An 18891-nucleotide genomic window follows, 5' to 3' on the forward strand; every position below is an offset into this window, starting at 1 on the left:
AGGGAGATCAGGATGAACCGACACAGCTTCTTGGATGACTACAGCGAAGGTGCCCACCCCGCCATTCTCAAAGCCTTGTCCGAAACCAACATGGTCCAGCAGACGGCCTATGCCGACGACGCGTATTCGCAGGAGGCCCGGTTCCTGATCCGTCAGCACATGGGCGACGTCGATCCGGGCGTGTGGTTCGTTGCAAGCGGCACGCTTGCCAACATCCTGACGATTTCCAGCGCGTTACGACCTCATGAAGCCGTGATCGCGCCTGCAAGCGGCCATATCGTCGTGCGTGAAACCGGCGCGATCGAGGCCACGGGCCACAAGATCATCACGGTTCCTCCGGTCGATGGAAAACTGACACCGGACAGCATTGCCGCTGCCTTGAAGGCGAATGCCCACTTTCCGCACATGGCGAAACCACGGCTGGTCTATCTTTCCAATGCGACCGAGGTGGGCACGCTCTATACGAAGAAAGAGCTTGAGGCGATTTCACGGCTCTGCAAGGAACACGGCCTTCTCCTCCTGCTGGATGGCGCGCGGCTAGGCGCGGCGCTCTCTGCGCAAAAGAATGACCTCACACTCAAGGATATCGCCGAGTTGACAGACATTTTCTGGATCGGTGGCACGAAGGTCGGCGCGCTTCTGGCAGAGGCCATCGTCATTCCCAATCCCCGGCTGCGCGAGGATTTTCAGTTCCAGATCAAACAACGCGGCGGTCTTCTTGCAAAGGGCCGTGTGTTGGGTCTGCAATTCAGGGAGCTGTTCCGGGACGGGCTGTACTTCGATCTCGCCCGGCATGCCAACGGCATGGCCCAGCGACTTTCATCGAAAATCGCACATGCAGGCCACCGCTTCGCTGCTGAAACCGAAACGAACCAGCTTTTCCCGATCCTGCCCAATGCCCTTATCGAGAAACTGAAGGAACACTTCGATTTCTACATCTGGGAGCCCCATGACGAATCCGCATCCGTCATTCGTCTGGTGACTTCATGGGCGACGCAGGACGTGCATATCGAGGCGTTTGCGGCAAGGGTGGAGGAATTCGCCACCTGACGTTCGTACCTGTTGACAATCGAAACGTATCCATTATTCTGGATATATGGAAAATAACACTGCGATAGCGGCGCTCAGCGCCTTGGCCCAGACCACGCGCCTCGAAACGTTCAGGCTCCTCGTTGGTCATGAGCCCGATGGCCTTCCGGCCGGCGAACTCGCCCGCCTCATCGACGTGCCCCAAAACACCATGTCGGCGCATCTCGCCACGCTGTCTCGGGCGGGCCTGGTCACGAGCGAGCGGCAGAGCCGGTCCATCATCTATCGGGCAGACCTCAATGGACTGCGCGAGCTGACCCTGTTCCTTCTGAAGGATTGCTGCGGCGGCTCGACCGAACTTTGTGCCCCGCTGATCGCCGAGCTCACACCCTGCTGCAGCCCGGAGGTGAGGCCGTCATGAAGCCAACCACGCAGCCGACCTAACCACGGACCAACACCATGACCAACAAGACCTATAACGTGCTCTTCCTGTGCACGGGCAATACCGCTCGCTCTATTCTCGCCGAGTCCATCCTCAACAAGGAGGGTGGCGGTCGGTTCAAGGCATACTCGGCCGGCAGCCAACCGAAAGGCGAAATCAATCCGCATGCGCTGAAAGAACTCGAAGCACTGGGCTATCCGGCGACGGGGTTCTCGTCGAAGAACTGGGATGTGTTTGCAAAGCCCGACGCCCCGCAGATGGATTTCATCTTCACCGTCTGCGACAGCGCCGCCGGCGAAGCCTGTCCGGTGTGGATCGGCCATCCGATGACGGCCCATTGGGGCGTCGAGGATCCGGCGGCCGCCGTCGGAACCGACGTCCAGATCCAGCGCGCCTTCGCGAGTGCCGCCCGCTTCCTCAAGAACCGCATCACCGCCTTTGTCAGCCTGCCGCTGGCCTCGATCGACCGAATGGCGCTCGAGACCAGGCTCCGGCAGATCGGCGCGATGAAAGGCTCGACGGCACCGGATGGAAAGCCGGCCTGATGTCCACGTTCGAACGCTACCTCACCCTCTGGGTCTTCCTCTGCATCATCGTCGGGGTGGCTCTCGGCCACCTGATGCCTGGGGTCTTCGAGATCGTCGGCGCGGCGGAGATCGCCAAGGTGAACATTCCCGTCGCGATCCTGATCTGGCTGATGATCATCCCGATGCTGCTGAAGATCGATTTCCGATCGCTAGCGCAGGTCGGCACATACTGGCGCGGCATTGGCGTGACCTTGTTCATCAACTGGGCCGTCAAGCCGTTCTCGATGGCGTTGCTGGGATGGCTCTTCGTCGGCTGGCTGTTCAGGCCATACCTCCCCGCCGACCAGATCGACTCCTACATCGCCGGACTGATCATTCTCGCGGCCGCCCCGTGCACGGCCATGGTGTTCGTCTGGAGCAACCTGACGCGCGGCGAGCCGCTGTTCACGCTGTCGCAGGTCGCGCTGAACGACGCGATCATGGTCGTGGCCTTCGCGCCGATCGTCGGCCTGCTGCTCGGTCTCTCCGCCATCACCGTACCCTGGGACACGCTTGTCCTCTCGGTTGCCCTCTATATCGTCGTGCCCGTCATTCTCGCGCAGATCGTCAGGCGCCTGCTCACTTCCGACGGAACCACACGGGCGCTGGACGGCATGCTCGCGACGTTGCAGCCGATTTCGCTGTTGGCGCTGCTCGCAACGCTGGTTCTGCTCTTCGCCTTCCAGGGCGAGCAGATCATCGCTCAGCCGGCGGTGATCGGCCTGCTGGCCGTCCCGATCCTGATCCAGGTCTACCTGAACTCGGGGCTTGCCTATCTCCTGAACCGCATGACCGGCGAACGGCATTGCGTCGCCGGCCCCTCGGCACTGATCGGCGCCAGCAATTTCTTTGAACTCGCCGTCGCGGCCGCCATCAGCCTGTTCGGTTTCCAATCCGGCGCAGCATTGGCGACCGTGGTGGGCGTGCTCATCGAGGTCCCGGTGATGCTCTCGGTCGTCTGGATCGTGAACCGCTCGAAGGACTGGTACGAGGCCGCACCTGCCGTTTCCCGAACCACCATCACCGAAAGGCAATGACCATGGACGCCACCATCTACCACAATCCATCCTGCGGGACGTCTCGCAACACGCTGGCGCTGATCCGTGCGGCCGGGATAGAACCGACGGTCATCGCGTATCTGCAGGCGCCGCCGACGCGCGAGCAGCTGGTAAAGATGATCGCGGACGCGGGACTGACGGTTCGCCAGGCAATTCGCGAGAAGGGTACGCCCTACGCCGAACTCGGCCTCGACAATCCTGACCTGACCGACGACCAGTTGCTCGACGCCATGATCGAGACCCCGATCCTCATCAATCGCCCCTTCGTCGTGACACCGCTCGGAACAAGGCTGGTCCGTCCTTCCGAGGCCGTCCTCGATATCCTGCCGGATAGTTTCAAGGGGCCGTTCTTCAAGGAAGATGGCGAGCAGGTTCTCGACCAGGAAGGAAAGCGTCTTGCCTGATACAGTCCCGGCATTGCACGAACAACATCTGCATTCGACCGACCTTGCGGCCTTGCGGCCGGCGTTCTCGACACACAAGCCGCGCATCCTGATCCTCTACGGCTCGCTCCGCGAGGTGTCGTACAGCCGCCTGCTGGCATTCGAGGCCAGGCGGCTTCTGGAGCGGCTCGGCTGCGAGGTGCGGATCTTCGACCCAAAGGGCCTTCCGCTGCCCGACGAAACGCCGGCCAGCCACCCGAAGGTGCAGGAATTGCGCGATCTCTCCCAATGGTCGGAAGGCCAGGTCTGGGTGAGTCCAGAACGTCACGGCGCAATGACCGGCATCATGAAGTCGCAGATTGACTGGATCCCTCTTTCGCTGGGATCGGTCCGCCCGACGCAGGGAAAGACGCTTGCGGTCATGGAGGTTTCCGGCGGCAGCCAGTCCTTCAACGCCATAAACCAGATGCGCATCCTCGGCCGCTGGATGCGGATGATCACCATTCCCAACCAGTCCTCCGTCGCCAAGGCATTCCAGGAGTTTGATGCCGACGGCCGGATGAAGCCGTCGTCCTATTATGACCGGGTGGTTGACGTCTGTGAGGAACTGGTGAAGTTCACCCTGCTGACACGCGATGCCTCCGCCTATCTGACCGACCGCTACAGCGAGCGCAAGGAACAGGCGGCAGACCTCGAGAAGCGCGTGTCGTTGCGGTCAATCTGACGTTTTGGGGGTGGCGACGAGGCTTCGCTTCGTCGCCATCGCGACGGCGATAAACGCTAGGATGCCGATCGCACCAAGGGCGGCGCTCAAGACCAGCGAAGCGCCTATCCCGAACTGCTCCATCGCCGCCGCAAAGGCAAAGGGAGCGGCAGCGCCAGTTACCAGCCTTGCCGCTGCCATCTTGCCGGTGAGAGCGCCGTACCCATCCGAGCCGAACAGATAGAGAGGCAGGCTGCCCTGGGCGATGCTGTTGATGCCTGATCCGAGACCGAGGCAAACGGAAAAGGCGACCGCACCCGCAAGCCAGTCGCCTGACAGCGCCAGGATGAGAACACTGACCACCATGAGGGCTGCGGATACGACGGCAAGGCCGGGTGGGGGCAGCCGCGTGCCGAAGATCATGTTGATCAGGCGGCTGAGGACCTGCGCCGGGCCGAACAGCGAACCGATGACGACGGCGGCGCTTCCAAGGCCGAGCGCGCCAAGCATCGGCACCATATGCGCGAGCATCGCCCCCAGGGTGAAGCTCACAAGCGCAAAGGCAGCGGACACGACAAGCACGGCAGCGCGGCGGCGTTCGCGCGGAATGGTTCCGATCACTGGCTCGCGCGCCGGCCTTGACCCGCTGGCCGTGGCAACCTTCCCCTTCCGCATGATCCAGAGGTGAAGCGGCATGCAGACGGCAAGGTTGAGACCGGCATAGACGAGATAGATCTCGCGCCAGGACAGATAGCCCATCAGCACCGTGGAGATCGGCCAGAAGATCGTGGAAGCGAAGCCGGCAATAAGCGTGAGATAGGTGATGCTTCGGGAGGCGGATCGGGGATCGGATTCCACCAGTGCCGCAAAAGCGGCCTGGTACTGGACCATTCCGGACGATATCTCCAGGAGGACGATTGCCAGCGCGAAGACGGCCACCGACGGCGACCACGCGCAGAGGATCAGGGTCAGCGCAGCCAGGGCCGAGCCGATCGCCATCACCATTGCGGCACCGATGCGATCCATCTGCCTGCCGATATAGGGCGCCGACAAACCGCCGACGAACAGCGACGCGGAGAAGACGGCGAAGACCTGCGCGACGGTGAGACCGAGATCCTTCGCCATTCCGGGCGCCAGGATGCTGAAGCTATAATAGAGGCTGCCATAACCGATGATCTGCGTCAGGCCGAGCGCGGAGACGATGCCGAGGGGTACCTTTGCTTCACGCAACGACGTCGTCCTCGCCCGGGGCAGGTTCGGTCGTACAGCAAGCATCGGAGCGCGCCACACCTTCGCGGATGATGGGATGTCCCGCGCAGCAGTCATCCATCAGGAATGTCACGAGACCGGCCAAGGTCCCGTAGCTGGCACTATAGACGATCGAGCGCGACTCCCGTCTCTGCGAGATCAGGCCCGACCGCTCCAGTTCCTTCAGATGGAACGAGACATTCGAAGGCGAGACCCCCATGCGGTCCGCGATCAGGCCGGCGGCAAGCCCTTCGGGACCGGCGACGACCAGGGTGCGGACGATGGCCAGGCGTGTCTCCTGGGAAAGTGCGGCAAAGGATGTGAGGGCTTGGCGCTCGTCCATGATTCAATAATCCTTGAATTATTGAATCGATGAGTAGTGCACATGAAGGTCATCGACAAGACAGTTTTTTCACACATAGGCTTGGTCGCCTTCTTAAGGCGCTTGCAGGCGACCGGAGGGAATCCGTCTCAGGGCACGGCAGCATTAACCGTTTCGGTAGGCCGCTCCCTTGGTTTGGCCTGCCGGAAGCCAGGATCCCCGATAGCGCCGCTGGCCGATCGGGCCGCGGGACCTTGAGGTGCCTCGATCTCGGGCAAGCCTTCTCCCTGATCGGAAAGATCATTGATGACCTCGGCGAGGATCGAGGTGGCGATGGCGTGCGGGGTCTTGCTGGCGAGCGGCAGGCCGACGGGCGCGCGGATCCGCCCGGTTTCCATGGTGTCAAAGCCGCGGTCGAGCAAGGCCCCGGCAAGGCGCTGCCAGCGGCTTCGGCTTCCCAGGAGGCCGATATGGCCGGCGTCCGTCGCAAGCGCCGCACTCAGAATGTCCAAGTCACGGTCCGAGTCATGGGTTGCCGCGATGATGCTCGTCCAGGGATCGGGCAGCAGATGGGCGATGGTCTCCGCCGAGCAGGAGCGCAGGTAGCGCAGCCCCTCGATCGGCGGCGCGGCTTCCGGCCCATTTGGGCGCAGGAGAACGGTTTCCAGGCCGAACAGCAGCGCCATCCGGCACAGGATCAGCATGCTCGGATCATGGCCACAGACGACCAGCCTTTGACGGGGAAGGTGCCGGCGCCAAATGAAGCGGGGGCTACCTATGGCGCCGGCGAGCGCGCGCGACCGGCCCTCGCCTTCGAAGCGATGGCACGAGCGGCGGTGCCCGTCCGACATCCAGACGACATGCCTGCGGTCGCGTCTTGCTTCGAGCAGGACGCGAAGCGCCGGGTCGCCCGGCGGCACCGTTTCGATCAGCACTTCGATGGTTTTGCCGCAGGGCAACGGAAGGTCCATCGGCCCGCCTTCCCCATAGGTCAGCCAGTGCGGCATACCAGTTTCCAGCGCCTCCAGGCCCCTGTGGACCAGATCGGCATCGATGCAGCCGCCGGCGAGCGATCCGGCAACGTCCCATTCGGTGAGGGCCATCTGGGCGCCGATGCCGCGCATGGCGGAACCGGATGTCGAGTAGACGGTCGCAAGCGCGACATGCCTTCGTTCTTCCACCGCCCTGGTGAGAAAATCGCGAACGTCGTCTTCCAGACCATGGACGGGCCATTCCGCCTTTGCGATCTCGTGTGCAGACATTGCCAACTCCTCTCTTATGATGGGAGGAGCCTACGCCGGTGCTGTCGCGCAGCTTTGCCAGATCGGGAGGATTTTGTATTCCTTTGTCGCAGGCGGGGTTCAGGCGGCGACGTCATCGCGATTTTCGCGCGGCAGGATCAGCACCGCCCTCAGGCCCGGGTTGCGGTTGGACAGGTGGATGTCGCCGCCATGCTGGTGGGCGATCGCTCGGGCGATGGAAAGGCCGAGGCCGACGCCGCCGGTCTGGCGATTGCGCGAGTCTTCGAGGCGCAGAAAGGGTGAAAATACCGCTTCGAGTTGGTTTTCCGGAATGCCCGGACCGTCATCCTCGATGGAAATCCTTACCTCGCTGTCGGAGGCAGCAACACTGACGCGCGCCACACCGCCATAACGCACAGCATTTTCGATGAGGTTGCGCAGGGCGCGACGCAGATTTTCCGGTCGGCAGCCGAAGGCGAGCCGCTCGCCTTCGGCAAAGGCGATATCCGGGTAGACCGCCGCCATGTCCTCGCAGAGGCTTTCCACCAGCGCGTTCAGATCGATCGTCCGGGTCCCGCCGGCCGTCGCCTCGCCCTTGGCAAAGGCGAGCGTTGCATCCACCATGGACTGCATCTCGTCGACCGTGGCGATGATCCGCTCCTGCAAAGCGGTGTCTTTGATATATTCCGCGCGCAATCGCAGCGTCGTCAGCGGGGTGCGCAGGTCATGGCCGATGGCGGCGAGCATCTGCGTCCGATCTGAAACAAAGCGATGTAGCCGGGCCTGCATGCGATTGAACGCGGCGGCTGTCTTGCGCAGGTCATCCGGGCCTGTTTCGGGCAGGGGGCGGCGCTGCTCACCGCGGCCGAGACGATCCGCGGCATCGCTGAGCGCCGTGAGCGGCCGAGCGATGCGCCGCGCGAAAACACCGCCGCCGACGGCGAGCACAAGCGCTGACAGGACAAAGCTGATGATGGACTGGCGCTGCAGCGAGCCGCTGCTGAACCGCTTGTAGTAGATACCGTTCAGCCAGCGTTCGCCGGAGGGGACGGCCAGGCCGAGCCCGTTGCCATCGATGTAGCTGCTCTCGGTGCAATCGGCCTGCGGCTTTTCCGGGAACGCCCCCGGCGGGTTGCTGCCGGCCGTGCCTGGCGGCACGCAGACAGCACCGGGTTGCGGCGCCGGCGCGTCGGCGATCCAGAAGCGCGTATAGGCCGTTCCACTTGCGGCCGTCACCCGTTTGGCGATCTCCGGCGTCGCCGAGGCGAGAGCATCCGCCAGCGCTTTGGCGGCCCGGCGGAACTCCGTCTCCTCCGATGCGCGCAGGTCGCGGATGCGGTCGCCGGAGGCAAGGATGTAGCCGATCGCCTGCGAGATGAAGAGGGCAACCAGCATCACGATGATAAACTGGCCGGCGAGGCTTCGTCTCCACAGTTTCAGCATTTTGCGACGGAGGGCGTGAAACTGTAGCCCCCTCCCCAATGCGTGCGGATGATTTCCGGGCTCTTCGGATCGGCCTCGATCTTCTTGCGCAGCCGGCTGACCTGGTTGTCGATCGCCCGGTCGAACGGGTCGGCGATACGGCCGGCCGTAAGGTCGAGAAGCTGGTCCCGGCTGAGCACAATGCCCGGATGGTCGATAAAGGCCTTCAGCAGGCGGAATTCCGCAGAGGAGAGCGGCACGCCGACATTGTCGGCATTCACGAGCTCGCGCCGGCCGGTATCGAGCCGCCAGGAGCCGAAGTGGACGAAGCTCGCCCGGATGACGTCGCGCTGCGGCGGCAGGGACTGAACCCGCCGCAGGATCGCCTTGATGCGGGCCAGCAGTTCGCGTGGATTGAAGGGTTTTGTGAGATAGTCGTCGGCCCCCAGCTCCAGGCCGACAATGCGGTCCATTTCGTCCGTCATCGCCGTCAGGAAGAGAACGGGAATTTCCGTATTGGCGCGCAGGTCGCGGCAGAGCGTAAAACCATCCTCCCCCGGCATCATGATGTCGAGGATGATCAGGTCCGGCGATGAGACTTGCAGGATTTGCCGGAGCGAGCCTCCGCCATCGGCCGTGTCGACGCGAAAGCCGCGCGCGCCGAGATAGTCGGCGAGGAGTTCGCGGATATCAGGATTGTCGTCGGTGACGACGATGTGGGGGAGCGGAGCCATGGCATTTTAATACAGGATCGAGGCGCCCTCGCGGCAGCGAAAAATTGTAAAAAATTGCATCAGGCGTCTGCGACAATCGGATACAATTCTTTGCCCTCGCGGGAAAGTTCTGCGACATGTCGCGCCTACCTTGCCATCCGCTCAATTGCTGGAGGCAAGAATGCCGGTTCTCACGATCAACGCAACGCAGCACGACATCGATCTACCGGAGGATACGCCGCTTCTCTGGGTGCTTCGCGACGAACTCGGACTGCTCGGCACGCGCTACGGCTGCGGTGCGGCGCTCTGCGGCTGTTGCACCGTACATGCGGATGGAAGGGCCATGCGCTCCTGCGTTGCGACGCTGGCGGATGTCGCAGACGCCGAGATCACCACCATCGAAGGGTTGGGAACCGCCGCCGTACCGCATCCTGTGCAGGCCGCCTGGCTCGAAATCGACGTCGCGCAATGCGGCTACTGTCAATCCGGGCAGATGATGCAGGCCGCCGCGCTGCTGCGGGAAATCCCGAGGCCAAGTGACGCGGATATCGATGCGGCGATGTCCGGAAACCTCTGCCGCTGCGGCACCTATAGCCGCGTGCGCGCCGCCATTCACCGCGCTGCGGAGATGATCTGATGAAGACGCCCGCGCTCAACCGACGACAGTTTCTCTTCGGTGTTTCGGCCGTCGCCGGCGGCATGCTGGTCGGTCTTCCGGAACTGCACGCCCACGCTTCCGCTGGCGAAGTCACCGCATGGGTGGTGATCGCGCCGGACGACACGGTGACGATCCGCGTCGCCCGCAGCGACATGGGCCAGGGCATTTTTACCGCCCTGCCGATGCTGGTCGCCGAGGAACTCGAATGCGACTGGGCGAAGGTGCGCGCGGAATATGCCGACACGAACGAGAACCTGTCGCGCGACAAGCCCTGGGGCGACATGGCGACGTCGACCTCGATTTCCGTTCGCGCCTCGCAGGAATATCTGCGCCAGGCCGGGGCGCAGGCACGCGAGATGCTGATCGCCGAGGCGGCGGCGCGCTGGGATGTGGCGCCGGATACCTGCAGCGCACGCGCCGGCATCGTCACGCACAGCGCTACCGGACGCACCTTCCGGTTTGGCGAACTTGCGGCTGCCGCCGCGCGACGGCCGGTTCCCGAGGCTGTCGCGTTGAAGCACCCGTCCGAATGGCGGTTGATCGGTACGTCCGCCGCCCGGCTCGAGGCCCGACCCAAGGTTTTCGGCGAGCCGATCTTCGCAACGGATGTCAACCTCCCCGGCATGCTGCATGCCGCCGTCAAGAACTGTCCGACGATCGGCGGCAGCGTGGTCTCGTTCGATCGCGCAGCCGTGGCCGGCCTGCCGGGTGTGCGGCACGTCGTTCAGGTCGGCAAGGACGCGGTCGCCGTCGCTGCCGATACCTGGCGGCAGGCGAATGCGGCGGTCGAGGCGCTTCCCGTCAGTTGGGATGAGAGCATCGGCGCCGGCGTCACGAACGAGACGCTGAGGGCGATGTTCCGCGCGGGCATCGCCGATCCCGCTGCGGCCATCGGTCACCGGATCGGCGACGTGGACGTGAGCCTTCGCGACGCGGCACAGGTCATCGACGTGGAATACGAGGCGCCTTTCCTCGCCCACGCCACCATGGAGCCGCAGGTCTGCGCGGCACAGGTCACCGCGGAGCGCATCGACCTCTGGGCGCCGACCCAGAACGGCGAAGGCACGACGAACACCATCGCCCGCGTCATGGAACGCGATGCCTCGCAGATTTTCGTGCACAAGCTGCAACTCGGCGGCGGCTTCGGACGGCGGGGGCTCGCGCAGGACTGGGCGCGCCAGGCCGTGCAGATCGCCGCGCAGGTGCCTGGCGTGCCGGTCCGCATGATGTGGTCCCGTACGGAGGATTTCACCCACGATTACTACCGGCCGATGGTTCTGGCGCGCCAGACGGCGGGTTTTGACGCCGACGGCAGGATGCTCGGCTGGAAGGTGCGGATTTCCGGCTCCTCGATCGCCGCCTCCCTTGCACCCTTCTGGCTGAGGGAGGGTGTCGACAACGCGCTGATGGACGGTTTCGTCGAAGAGGACATGCCCTATGCCGTCGCAAACTTCGAGGTGGGGGTTGCTCGCCGCGACAGCCATATCCAGGTCGGCTTCTGGCGCGGCGTCAATCTCTCCCAGAACGGCTGGTTCCGCGAAGCCTTCCTCGACGAGATCGCCGTGGCGCGAAGGATCGATCCCTACTTTCTCCGGCGGGAACTGCTGGCCGACAACCCGCGCGCGCTCGCCACGCTGGACGCTGCTGCAAAGCTCGCCGGATGGGGCAAGCCCCCGGAAGGACGCCACCAGGGCATCGCCATCGTCGAGGGTGACGATGCCTGGTGCGCGCAGATCGCCGAAATCTCGGTGACCGGCGGGCGCCTCAAGGTGCACCGGATCAGCTGTGCGGTCGATCCGAATTTCATCGTGCACCCCGACATCACGATGCAGCAGATCGAGGGCGGCATCGTGCAAGGTCTTGCGGCAGCGCTCTACGGCGCGGTGACGATCGAGGACGGCCGCGTTCAGCAGACCAATTTCCACGACTACCGCTACCTGCGTATGGAGGAGATGCCCGTCATCGATGTCGCGCTGGTGCCGAGCCTCGGCCGCTACGGAGAACGCTGGGGCGGGATCGGCGAAACCGGCCTGCCACCGCTCGCACCGGCACTGACCAACGCGATCCATGCTGCAACCGGCAAGCGCCTGCGCAGCCTGCCGATCAGCAACCATGATCTTGGGGCGTGACGACGATGCGCGCTACCTACCTCATTCTCGCTCCGGCGCTGATCGCCGCAACAAGCATTGCCGTAACGGCTCAGGAACAGGCCTCGCAGCAGGACAGGGCGGCCTCACTCGCCGCTTTCGACCGGCTGGTGACGGTGATCGAGCATCCCCGCTGCATGAACTGCCACACCAACACGGATTTCCCGCGCCAGGGCAATGCGCGCCTTCGCCACAATATGGGTGTGGCACGCGGGCCGGACAATCACGGCACGCCGGCCCTGCAATGCGCGACCTGCCACCAGGACAACAATTCGCCCTCCGGCGTGCCGGGCAATGCTAGCTGGCATCTCGCGCCGCTCTCGATGGCCTGGGAGGGCCTCGACAGGCGCGGCATCTGCCGCCAGCTCACCGATCCTGCGCGCAGCACGATGACGTCCGAACAGCTCGTAGAGCATATGGGACACGACCCGCTGGTGCTCTGGGCATGGAACCCCGGCAACGACCTCAACGGTCTGCCGCGGGAAAAGCCGCCCATTCCGGCAGGCGCGTTTGGCGAACTGGTGCAGGCCTGGGTCGAGAACGGTGCGCAATGCCCGGATTGACGGCCGGCCGCCCCAGGTCGCCGGCCCCATCCAAAACATCCCTGCCGGCCGTCGCCCACGGCCGCCCCTCGAAAGAAGGTGCCTCATGGTCAGCTTGAACATCAACGGCGAAAATCGCGATCTCGAAGCGGAACCGGGCACACCACTTCTGTGGGTGCTGCGCGAACAGGCGGGCCTGACCGGCACGAAATATGGCTGCGGAATCGCCCAATGCGGCGCCTGCACCGTGCATATCGACGGCTTTGCCGTGCGATCCTGTTCGATCCCGGTCGAGGCCGTCACGGTCGACCAGAAGATCGTCACCATCGAAGGCCTAGCGAAGGATGGGCTGCATCCCGTCCAGCAGGCATGGCTGGACCTCGACGTGCCGCAATGCGGCTATTGCCAATCCGGAATGATCATGGCCGCCGCTGCCCTCATCGCCGAGCAGATCACCAACATCTGTCGCTGCGGCACCTATGCCCGCGTCGCCGCCGCCATCGCGCAGGCGGCGGCAACACCCGCTGACAAGAACTGAGAGTGACGCTTCCATGACCGCGATCATGCCCATTTCCCGGCGTTTTTTCCTCAAGTCCTCGGCGACGGCCGTCGGTGCCTTCGTGCTCGGTTTCGCGCCGGATGTCGGGGCACAGGAAGCCAGTCCCGGCGAGATCAACCACTGGATCGTGATCCATCCGGACAATACGGTCGTGCTCCGGCTTTCCCGCTCGGAAATGGGCCAGGGCTCGCTGACGGGACTGGCGCAGCTTCTGGTGGAGGAGTTGGAATGCGACTGGCAGCATGTCCGCACCGAATATGTCTCGCCGCGGGAAAATCTCGCCCGCGGCGAGGTCTGGGGCGATTTCCAGACCGGCGGCAGCGGCTCGATCCGCGAATTGCACGAACCCCTGCGCCATGCGGGGGCGGCCGCCCGCATCATGCTGATCGCCGCCGCCGCGAAGCGCTGGAACGTGCCGTCGGACGAATGCCGGGTGGCCGCGGGCCTCATCCGCCATCCGCGCAGCCAGCGCCGCGTCACCTATGGCGAAGTCGCCGCACTTGCCGCCGGCATCGAACCCCCGCCAATCGTGCCGCTCAAGAACCCGGAAAGCTGGCGGGTCGCCGGCCAGCCGCTACGCCGGCTCGATACGCCCGACAAGCTGACCGGCAAGCAGGTCTATGCCATCGACGTCACCCTGCCTGGAATGCTGCATGCGGCGGTGCGGGCCTGCCCCGTCGCGGGCGGCAGCCTGCAAAGTTTCAATGCCGAGGCCGCCCTCGCCCTGCCCGGCGTGCGTCATGTCCTGAAGGTCGACGATACCACCGTCGCCGTCGTGGCGGATCGCTGGTGGCAGGCCAGCAGCGCCCTCGATGCGCTGGCGATCGCGTGGAATCCCGGCCCGCACGAAAAACTCACGGACGCGGCCGTCACCGAGCAGTTGACGAAGGGGCTTGCGGCGCCGGACGGTTTTGCCGGCGCGGAATCGGGCGACGCACGGACTGCCATCGGTGGCGGTGGACGGGTCGTCGTGGCGGACTACAGCTATCCCTACCAGGCGCATGCAGCGATGGAGCCAATCAACGCGACCGCCCTTTATACCGAGGGTCGCTGCGAGATCTGGGCTCCGACCCAGCATGCCGGCGCCTGTCTCGAAACCATTGCCGAGGCGAGCGGCGTGCCGATCGAAAACTGCGAGGTTCATCGGCTGCATCTCGGTGGCGGTTTCGGCCGGCGCCTCTATCACGACTACGCTCGCATGGCCGTGCTGATCGCCAAACAGGTGCCGGATACGCCGGTCAAGATGATCTGGTCGCGCGAGGAGGACATGACGCATGACTACTACCATCCCGTCACCCGCTGCCGGATGACCGGCGCCCTTGATGCGGACGGAAACATCGCCGGCCTGCACATGCGCATTTGCGGCCAGTCCATCCAGGGATCGCTGAGGCCGGAGAGCCTTCAAGGCGGTGGTGATGCCCGCGCCTTCCATGGGCTGAACCAATCGGCTGGCAACGGCATTCTGGGCTACGACATCGAAAACCTCCTGATCGACCATGTCATGGTCAATCCACCGATCCGGCCGGGTTCCTGGCGCGGCGTTAATCTCAATCAGAACCTCTTCTATCTCGAGAGCTTCATCGACGAGTTGGCCAATGCCGCTGGGAAGGACCCGCTGGTATTCCGCCGCGCCATGATGGGAAGCCACCCGAAACACCTGGCCGTGCTGAATGCGGCTGCCGAGCGCGCGCGCTGGGACGAACGGCCGCCGGAGGGCGTTTTCCGCGGCCTTGCCGTCGCCAACGGCTATGGCAGCTATGTGGCGGCGGTGGCGGAAGTCTCGCTGAACGGCGATTTCATCCGGATCGACAGGCTCGTCGTGGCGACGGATGTCGGCAATGCCGCCAATCCCGAACTGATCGCCCGGCAAGCGGAAGGCGCCTGTGTGTTCGGCCTGTCGGCGGCGCTCTATGGCGAATGTACCATGGAGGGCGGCGCCATACAGCAGAGCAATTTCGACACCTACCGGGTCATCCGGCTGGCTGACATGCCGAAGATCGAAACGGTCGTGCTTCAATCCCGGGATTTCTGGGGCGGCGGCGGAGAGCCGCCGATCGCCGTGGCCACGCCCGCGGTCATGAACGCCGTCTTCGCCGCCACCGGTCGGCGCATTCGCCATTTGCCGCTCACAAAGAGCGGTCTCGTTCCTGCCTAGGGGAGCAAAGCATGACGAAGGAAAGGCCTGCCGTTGCTCGCCGACGGTACGCGCCCGAACGCTGCAAATTGGGGCTCGCTCTCATGACGGTCCTCCTCCCCGCCGCACCGGCTTTTGCCGACGGGGATCCGTTACGCGGAAAAACCGTCTTCAACCGATGTGGCACCTGCCATTCGACGACCGGTCAGAACAGGATGGGACCGTCTCTCGACGGCGTCGTCGGCCGGCTTGCGGGCGCAAGCACCGGCGCGCGATATTCCAGTGCCTTGAAAGGTTCGGGGGTCGTCTGGAACGACGAGACCCTCGATCGGTTCCTCCAGGCGCCGCGGACGCTCGTTCCCGGAACGACAATGATGATAGGCCTCGCCCAGGCCCAGGATCGCGCCGACATCATCGCCTATCTGAAGACGCTCGCCGCGGCCGGAGCGGACAGCCCGCAGCCGTAGGGATTTCGCTATCGCCCGGCAGCCTTGGTATCGAAAAGCCTCGGACGAGGCAGGCGACAGCGGTTTCTCCCGCACTGCGCGCGAAGCAAAAAAAATGGGCCAACGGAAAACCGCGGCCCATGAAGTGTGGAGATATTTAAACCTCCAGAGGTGAACAGCGGATGCAACGGACATGGGAGGAGACCGCCATGTGCATCAAATGGCGGCATCTATGCCCTTTTTTACCGTTTGGGAAACATTCATTGGCAATTTAGCCCTGCAAAAGTTGCACCGCATGTAAAACCGCCTGCCCGCAGGTCCGCTTCCTGCATGGAGACCATCAACGCTTTCCTTCCGCAGTCTCCCCGTAAGAAGACATCGATCGGGCCCGGTTGAGACATCGACACCGTACGACCAGGCGCGAGGCCCCATGAGAAAATGCCCCTGCCCATCAACTCCCGCAGCTTGAGTTCCTCCACGATCCGCAGCACCGCCCTGCTGTCACGCCGAACACCTTGGCGGCCAGCTCCGTCGACACGAGGGGACTGGAGAGCACTAAGACGAATCGACATTCATCGCAGCCAGATCATTGCGGCGACGAGATAGACGAAGCCTTCGAAGTGAATGGTTCTTCGGTCGTATCGCGTGGCGAAACGGCGGAAGTGCTTCATTCGGTTGAAGCAGCGTTCAATACGGTTGCGATGTTTGTAGATGCGTTCATTCTGGGGGATGATGATCTTGCGCGAGCAGTTTGACGGGATCACCGCCTCGGCGCCCATGTCGGCAATGGTTTACCGCAAGGCGTTGCTGTCATAGGCCTCGTTAGCCAGAACGGCATCGCCATTCTGGCCCTGCAGAAGAGCCGGCGCTTGCGTGATGTCGCCGAACTGACCGGCGGTCACGATGAAACGCAATGGTCGGCCCAGTGCATCGGCCAGCATGTGGATCGTGGTGGTCAGTCCGCCTCGGGAACGCCCCAACGCCTGATCCTTGCCCCCTTTTCCGCAGGCCGCCTGCTGATGGGCACGAACGATCGTGCTGTCGATCATCAGATACTGGTTGTCGCTGTCGGCCATCAGCCTTTCAAGCACCCGTTCCCAGACCCCGGCATGGCACTAGCGGCTGAAGCGCTTATGCACGGTCTTCCACTTGCCATACCGTTCCGGCAGGCGCACCAATGCGATCCTGAGCGCAGGATCCATAGGCAGCCATTGAGAAACAACCGATTATTCAGGCCTGTCCGGCCTGGATCGCCAACCTTGCCCGGTAGCAACGCCGCAATCTTCACCCACTGAACATCGCTTAATTCATATCGCTTGGCTGCCATCCAGAGACCTCCGTGCTTCAACACGCTGTCCTATGAATCAGCGATCAGGTGATTTGGGAATCCTGAATGTCGATCCCGCCTAAGGGTAACGTTAAGCTAGGCAACCCAAAAACCTCTGCAAATTGATGCGGTTTTCCTATGGCAAGAGCAATGGATCGCCGGGCCAGGTTCTCCCTTGGCCTGGCACGGGCGCAAGGGCCGGCGTAATTCAAGGACTGCCATCGAGAAAGGGACGCAATGCACAGCCGCAGGATTCTGCGCTAGTTCCTTCGGGGCATTAGGCGATATGATTTGAGGCCTGTGCAGTGCACGCGTTCTGAGTTTTTATTTATTGGAGCAGCCATGTCTGATTTGATCGCGATCGTTTACCCGACCGAAACGAAAGCTGAGGAAGTGCGCCAGCGCTTGTTCGGGCTGCAAAAAGAGTACCTGATCCAACTCGGCGACGCCGTCATAGCAGTCAAAACCGACAATGGAAAAGTAAAATTGAATCAAATGGTTAACACCACAGCTGCCGGCGCGACGTCGGGTAGCTTCTGGGGGTTGCTCATTGGCGTACTGTTCCTCAACCCGCTCGTGGGTGTGGCCGTTGGCGCTGCGTCTGGTGCTATCGGCGGTGCGCTGACAGATGTCGGCATCAACGACACCTTCATGAAGGATCTAGCCAGCAACCTTCAGCCGGGCAACGCAGCGTTGTTCGTTCTGATCCGGGAGATGACTGCCGACAAGGTCCTCAAGGAAATAGCGGGCTATGGCGGTGTAGTCCTCAAGACGTCGCTCGACGAAACAAAGGAACAGGTTCTGCGCGACGCATTGCAAAAGACCGCGTCAGCCGAATAAATCCTTGCACTCAATACCGTTATCCCGCCGAAGCCAGCGTTTGACCAGGGGCGCTCCGCCTAACCAGTTGCAGGAGGGTACGGAAGCACTCCCCAAATGCCGTCGGGGTCATGCTCGCTGACCGTGGTGCCAGCACGCGCGATACAGCAAAACTCTGGCGTGCGACGTCGGGCACCTGATGGTGCGCACGCTCGCCAGAGCATTCACCGGTCTCGTCGTCTGGGGATTTGTGATCAACTGCATCCCGCTTCTCGGGTTGTTTGTCGCAACTGGATTCCCGCCCCTCTTTGCGGCCGCTCTGCAGTTCGCTTGCGTTGATGGCGCGCAAGGCGATTGGCTCCATAGCTTTCTGTACCAAAAAAACCAACTTTGCGATGGGATTACCGAGCATTAACCAGCCAGCCTTCTCTGACTTAGAATGTGCTTTTATAATGAAAAAAACACGTTATGGTTGGCAACTACGGTTCGGATGTATGGCTCCGCTTCGTAGCTCGCCGTCCCATTTGGAGTATTGTTCGCTGGGGGGAATGGAATGGCAGCGTATTGCTTTTCTGTTGGGACAATCGACTTAGCGGCAGGTTCGGCGCCTTCCTCCGTTCCGGCTAGTGACATTGCCTTAGAACCGCGCGACCTCTGCTGCCAGCGGAGTTCACCACTAGAAATGACCGCTGGCACTGTCGAATTCATAAATGTGCAACATGGTGCCACTTGTTTCGCCTGCTCCGTCTCCGCTCGTCCGCCGACGCGGGTTGCTGCTCCGCCCCGCGTGATTATGGCCGCGGACAAGAGCGGCAAACCACAACACGTACCCTTTTTGCGAGTTGCGGCCGATGGTTCTGTCCGTTTCGGCGGAGGTGTGTCGGTGCTTCCGAATGCGGCCAATGGTTTTTCGAAAACGCCTCCCGTCAGCGATTTGATCACGCCTGACGAAGTGGGTGCCGCATCAAGGGGGGATACGACCGCACTTCAATGAAAATTGGCACATTTGGTTTCAGGATTTCGGGGGAAATCGATGCGGACTGAAGAACAAAACGTGTCCGACATCAGCGCCCATGAGACAGAATTGGGTTAATTGAGAAGAGAGGATTTTCGGCTCATCGTAGCTCACCCA

The 18891-nt window shown here is 62.9% G+C and carries 19 protein-coding genes and 1 pseudogene; 14 read left to right on the forward strand and 6 right to left on the reverse strand.

All coding sequences use genetic code 11. The features are described 5' to 3' along the window. Window positions 1-12 precede the first annotated feature (12 nt). Genes ACT6VE_RS30765 through arsH form a run of 6 tightly spaced genes read left to right on the forward strand, consistent with a single transcriptional unit; the run spans window position 13 to window position 4202 of the window. Window positions 13-1050 (forward strand): threonine aldolase family protein, encoded by a 1038-nt coding sequence (locus ACT6VE_RS30765; RefSeq protein WP_444802048.1) that lies wholly within the window; start codon window positions 13-15, stop codon window positions 1048-1050. A 46-nt stretch (window positions 1051-1096) separates the two neighbouring features. Next, entirely contained in the window at window positions 1097-1450 is a 354-nt protein-coding gene (locus ACT6VE_RS30770) for an ArsR/SmtB family transcription factor (RefSeq protein ID WP_444802049.1), read from the forward strand. Between the two features lie 38 nt (window positions 1451-1488). Next, window positions 1489-2016 (forward strand): arsenate reductase ArsC, encoded by a 528-nt coding sequence (locus tag ACT6VE_RS30775; RefSeq protein ID WP_444802050.1) that lies wholly within the window; start codon window positions 1489-1491, stop codon window positions 2014-2016. After that, window positions 2016-3074, forward strand: a complete 1059-nt coding sequence (gene arsB, locus ACT6VE_RS30780; RefSeq protein WP_444802051.1) for an ACR3 family arsenite efflux transporter — start codon at window positions 2016-2018, stop codon at window positions 3072-3074. Before ACT6VE_RS30775 ends, arsB begins: the two co-directional genes overlap by 1 nt. Before the next feature lie 2 nt (window positions 3075-3076). Beyond that, window positions 3077-3499 (forward strand): arsenate reductase (glutaredoxin), encoded by a 423-nt coding sequence (gene arsC, locus ACT6VE_RS30785; RefSeq protein WP_444802052.1) that lies wholly within the window; start codon window positions 3077-3079, stop codon window positions 3497-3499. Further along, window positions 3456-4202 carry an arsenical resistance protein ArsH gene (gene arsH, locus ACT6VE_RS30790; protein WP_444802053.1) on the forward strand — a complete coding sequence of 249 codons (747 nt, stop codon included), beginning with the start codon at window positions 3456-3458 and terminating at the stop codon, window positions 4200-4202. The genes arsC and arsH overlap by 44 nt, the downstream gene beginning before the upstream one ends. On the opposite strand, the gene arsK is transcribed toward arsH, so the two are convergent. From arsK to ACT6VE_RS30815, 5 genes are all read right to left on the reverse strand, one after another. Beyond that, window positions 4194-5456, reverse strand: a complete 1263-nt coding sequence (gene arsK, locus ACT6VE_RS30795) for an arsenite efflux MFS transporter ArsK (RefSeq protein WP_444802054.1) — start codon at window positions 5454-5456, stop codon at window positions 4194-4196. The two genes, arsH and arsK, sit on opposite strands and share 9 nt — an antisense overlap. Then, window positions 5404-5772, reverse strand: coding sequence for an ArsR/SmtB family transcription factor (locus tag ACT6VE_RS30800; RefSeq protein WP_444802055.1), 369 nt, complete (start codon window positions 5770-5772; stop codon window positions 5404-5406). The genes arsK and ACT6VE_RS30800 overlap by 53 nt, the downstream gene beginning before the upstream one ends. Before the next feature lie 128 nt (window positions 5773-5900). After that, window positions 5901-7013 (reverse strand): XdhC family protein, encoded by a 1113-nt coding sequence (locus ACT6VE_RS30805; RefSeq protein WP_444802056.1) that lies wholly within the window; start codon window positions 7011-7013, stop codon window positions 5901-5903. Between the two features lie 99 nt (window positions 7014-7112). Further along, window positions 7113-8435: an ATP-binding protein gene (locus ACT6VE_RS30810; protein ID WP_444802057.1), complete on the reverse strand. Its 1323-nt coding sequence runs from the start codon at window positions 8433-8435 to the stop codon at window positions 7113-7115. Then, a complete protein-coding gene (locus ACT6VE_RS30815) occupies window positions 8429-9148 on the reverse strand; it encodes a response regulator (protein WP_444802058.1) in 720 nt (239 codons plus the stop codon). Before ACT6VE_RS30815 ends, ACT6VE_RS30810 begins: the two co-directional genes overlap by 7 nt. A 160-nt stretch (window positions 9149-9308) precedes the next feature. Between ACT6VE_RS30815 and ACT6VE_RS30820 the strand changes: the two genes are divergently transcribed. The 6 genes from ACT6VE_RS30820 (at window position 9309) to ACT6VE_RS30845 (ending at window position 15634) form a co-directional block, all read left to right on the forward strand. After that, window positions 9309-9764, forward strand: coding sequence for a (2Fe-2S)-binding protein (locus ACT6VE_RS30820; protein WP_444802059.1), 456 nt, complete (start codon window positions 9309-9311; stop codon window positions 9762-9764). After that, a complete protein-coding gene (locus ACT6VE_RS30825) occupies window positions 9764-11914 on the forward strand; it encodes a molybdopterin cofactor-binding domain-containing protein (protein WP_444802060.1) in 2151 nt (716 codons plus the stop codon). Before ACT6VE_RS30820 ends, ACT6VE_RS30825 begins: the two co-directional genes overlap by 1 nt. Window positions 11915-11919: 5 nt before the next feature. Further along, window positions 11920-12495 carry an Isoquinoline 1-oxidoreductase subunit gene (locus ACT6VE_RS30830; RefSeq protein ID WP_444802061.1) on the forward strand — a complete coding sequence of 192 codons (576 nt, stop codon included), beginning with the start codon at window positions 11920-11922 and terminating at the stop codon, window positions 12493-12495. An 85-nt stretch (window positions 12496-12580) separates the two neighbouring features. Next, a complete protein-coding gene (locus ACT6VE_RS30835) occupies window positions 12581-13012 on the forward strand; it encodes a (2Fe-2S)-binding protein (RefSeq protein WP_444802062.1) in 432 nt (143 codons plus the stop codon). A 13-nt stretch (window positions 13013-13025) separates the two neighbouring features. Next, window positions 13026-15188 (forward strand): molybdopterin cofactor-binding domain-containing protein, encoded by a 2163-nt coding sequence (locus ACT6VE_RS30840; protein WP_444802063.1) that lies wholly within the window; start codon window positions 13026-13028, stop codon window positions 15186-15188. Window positions 15189-15271: 83 nt separating this feature from the next. After that, complete coding sequence (locus ACT6VE_RS30845) at window positions 15272-15634, forward strand: c-type cytochrome (RefSeq protein ID WP_444802064.1); 363 nt, start codon at window positions 15272-15274, stop codon at window positions 15632-15634. A gap of 551 nt (window positions 15635-16185) precedes the next feature. Here ACT6VE_RS30845 and ACT6VE_RS30850 read toward each other — a convergent pair. Beyond that, window positions 16186-16940 (reverse strand): annotated as a pseudogene (locus ACT6VE_RS30850) (IS5 family transposase). Between the two features lie 342 nt (window positions 16941-17282). Between ACT6VE_RS30850 and ACT6VE_RS30855 the strand changes: the two are divergent. Then, complete coding sequence (locus ACT6VE_RS30855) at window positions 17283-17780, forward strand: DUF1269 domain-containing protein (protein WP_444802065.1); 498 nt, start codon at window positions 17283-17285, stop codon at window positions 17778-17780. Window positions 17781-17958: 178 nt separating this feature from the next. Beyond that, window positions 17959-18174 (forward strand): hypothetical protein, encoded by a 216-nt coding sequence (locus ACT6VE_RS30860; protein ID WP_444802066.1) that lies wholly within the window; start codon window positions 17959-17961, stop codon window positions 18172-18174. The last annotated feature ends 717 nt before the right edge of the window (window positions 18175-18891 follow it).

Source organism: Shinella sp. (genome assembly GCF_052438155.1).
GTDB lineage: Bacteria > Pseudomonadota > Alphaproteobacteria > Rhizobiales > Rhizobiaceae > Shinella.

Coding starts and splice junctions, on each gene's coding strand:
- ACT6VE_RS30825 (WP_444802060.1), top strand. CDS start 9,764: ATGAAGACGCCCGCGCTCAACCGACGACAGTTTCTCTTCGGTGTTTCG.
- arsH (WP_444802053.1), top strand. CDS start 3,456: ATGGCGAGCAGGTTCTCGACCAGGAAGGAAAGCGTCTTGCCTGATACA.
- ACT6VE_RS30810 (WP_444802057.1), bottom strand. CDS start 8,435: ATGCTGAAACTGTGGAGACGAAGCCTCGCCGGCCAGTTTATCATCGTG.
- ACT6VE_RS30815 (WP_444802058.1), bottom strand. CDS start 9,148: ATGGCTCCGCTCCCCCACATCGTCGTCACCGACGACAATCCTGATATC.
- ACT6VE_RS30800 (WP_444802055.1), bottom strand. CDS start 5,772: ATGGACGAGCGCCAAGCCCTCACATCCTTTGCCGCACTTTCCCAGGAG.
- ACT6VE_RS30830 (WP_444802061.1), top strand. CDS start 11,920: ATGCGCGCTACCTACCTCATTCTCGCTCCGGCGCTGATCGCCGCAACA.
- ACT6VE_RS30845 (WP_444802064.1), top strand. CDS start 15,272: ATGACGGTCCTCCTCCCCGCCGCACCGGCTTTTGCCGACGGGGATCCG.
- ACT6VE_RS30840 (WP_444802063.1), top strand. CDS start 13,026: ATGACCGCGATCATGCCCATTTCCCGGCGTTTTTTCCTCAAGTCCTCG.
- ACT6VE_RS30835 (WP_444802062.1), top strand. CDS start 12,581: ATGGTCAGCTTGAACATCAACGGCGAAAATCGCGATCTCGAAGCGGAA.
- arsC (WP_444802052.1), top strand. CDS start 3,077: ATGGACGCCACCATCTACCACAATCCATCCTGCGGGACGTCTCGCAAC.
- ACT6VE_RS30765 (WP_444802048.1), top strand. CDS start 13: ATGAACCGACACAGCTTCTTGGATGACTACAGCGAAGGTGCCCACCCC.
- ACT6VE_RS30860 (WP_444802066.1), top strand. CDS start 17,959: ATGGTGCGCACGCTCGCCAGAGCATTCACCGGTCTCGTCGTCTGGGGA.
- ACT6VE_RS30855 (WP_444802065.1), top strand. CDS start 17,283: ATGTCTGATTTGATCGCGATCGTTTACCCGACCGAAACGAAAGCTGAG.
- ACT6VE_RS30770 (WP_444802049.1), top strand. CDS start 1,097: ATGGAAAATAACACTGCGATAGCGGCGCTCAGCGCCTTGGCCCAGACC.
- ACT6VE_RS30775 (WP_444802050.1), top strand. CDS start 1,489: ATGACCAACAAGACCTATAACGTGCTCTTCCTGTGCACGGGCAATACC.
- ACT6VE_RS30820 (WP_444802059.1), top strand. CDS start 9,309: ATGCCGGTTCTCACGATCAACGCAACGCAGCACGACATCGATCTACCG.
- arsB (WP_444802051.1), top strand. CDS start 2,016: ATGTCCACGTTCGAACGCTACCTCACCCTCTGGGTCTTCCTCTGCATC.
- ACT6VE_RS30805 (WP_444802056.1), bottom strand. CDS start 7,013: ATGTCTGCACACGAGATCGCAAAGGCGGAATGGCCCGTCCATGGTCTG.
- arsK (WP_444802054.1), bottom strand. CDS start 5,456: ATGCTTGCTGTACGACCGAACCTGCCCCGGGCGAGGACGACGTCGTTG.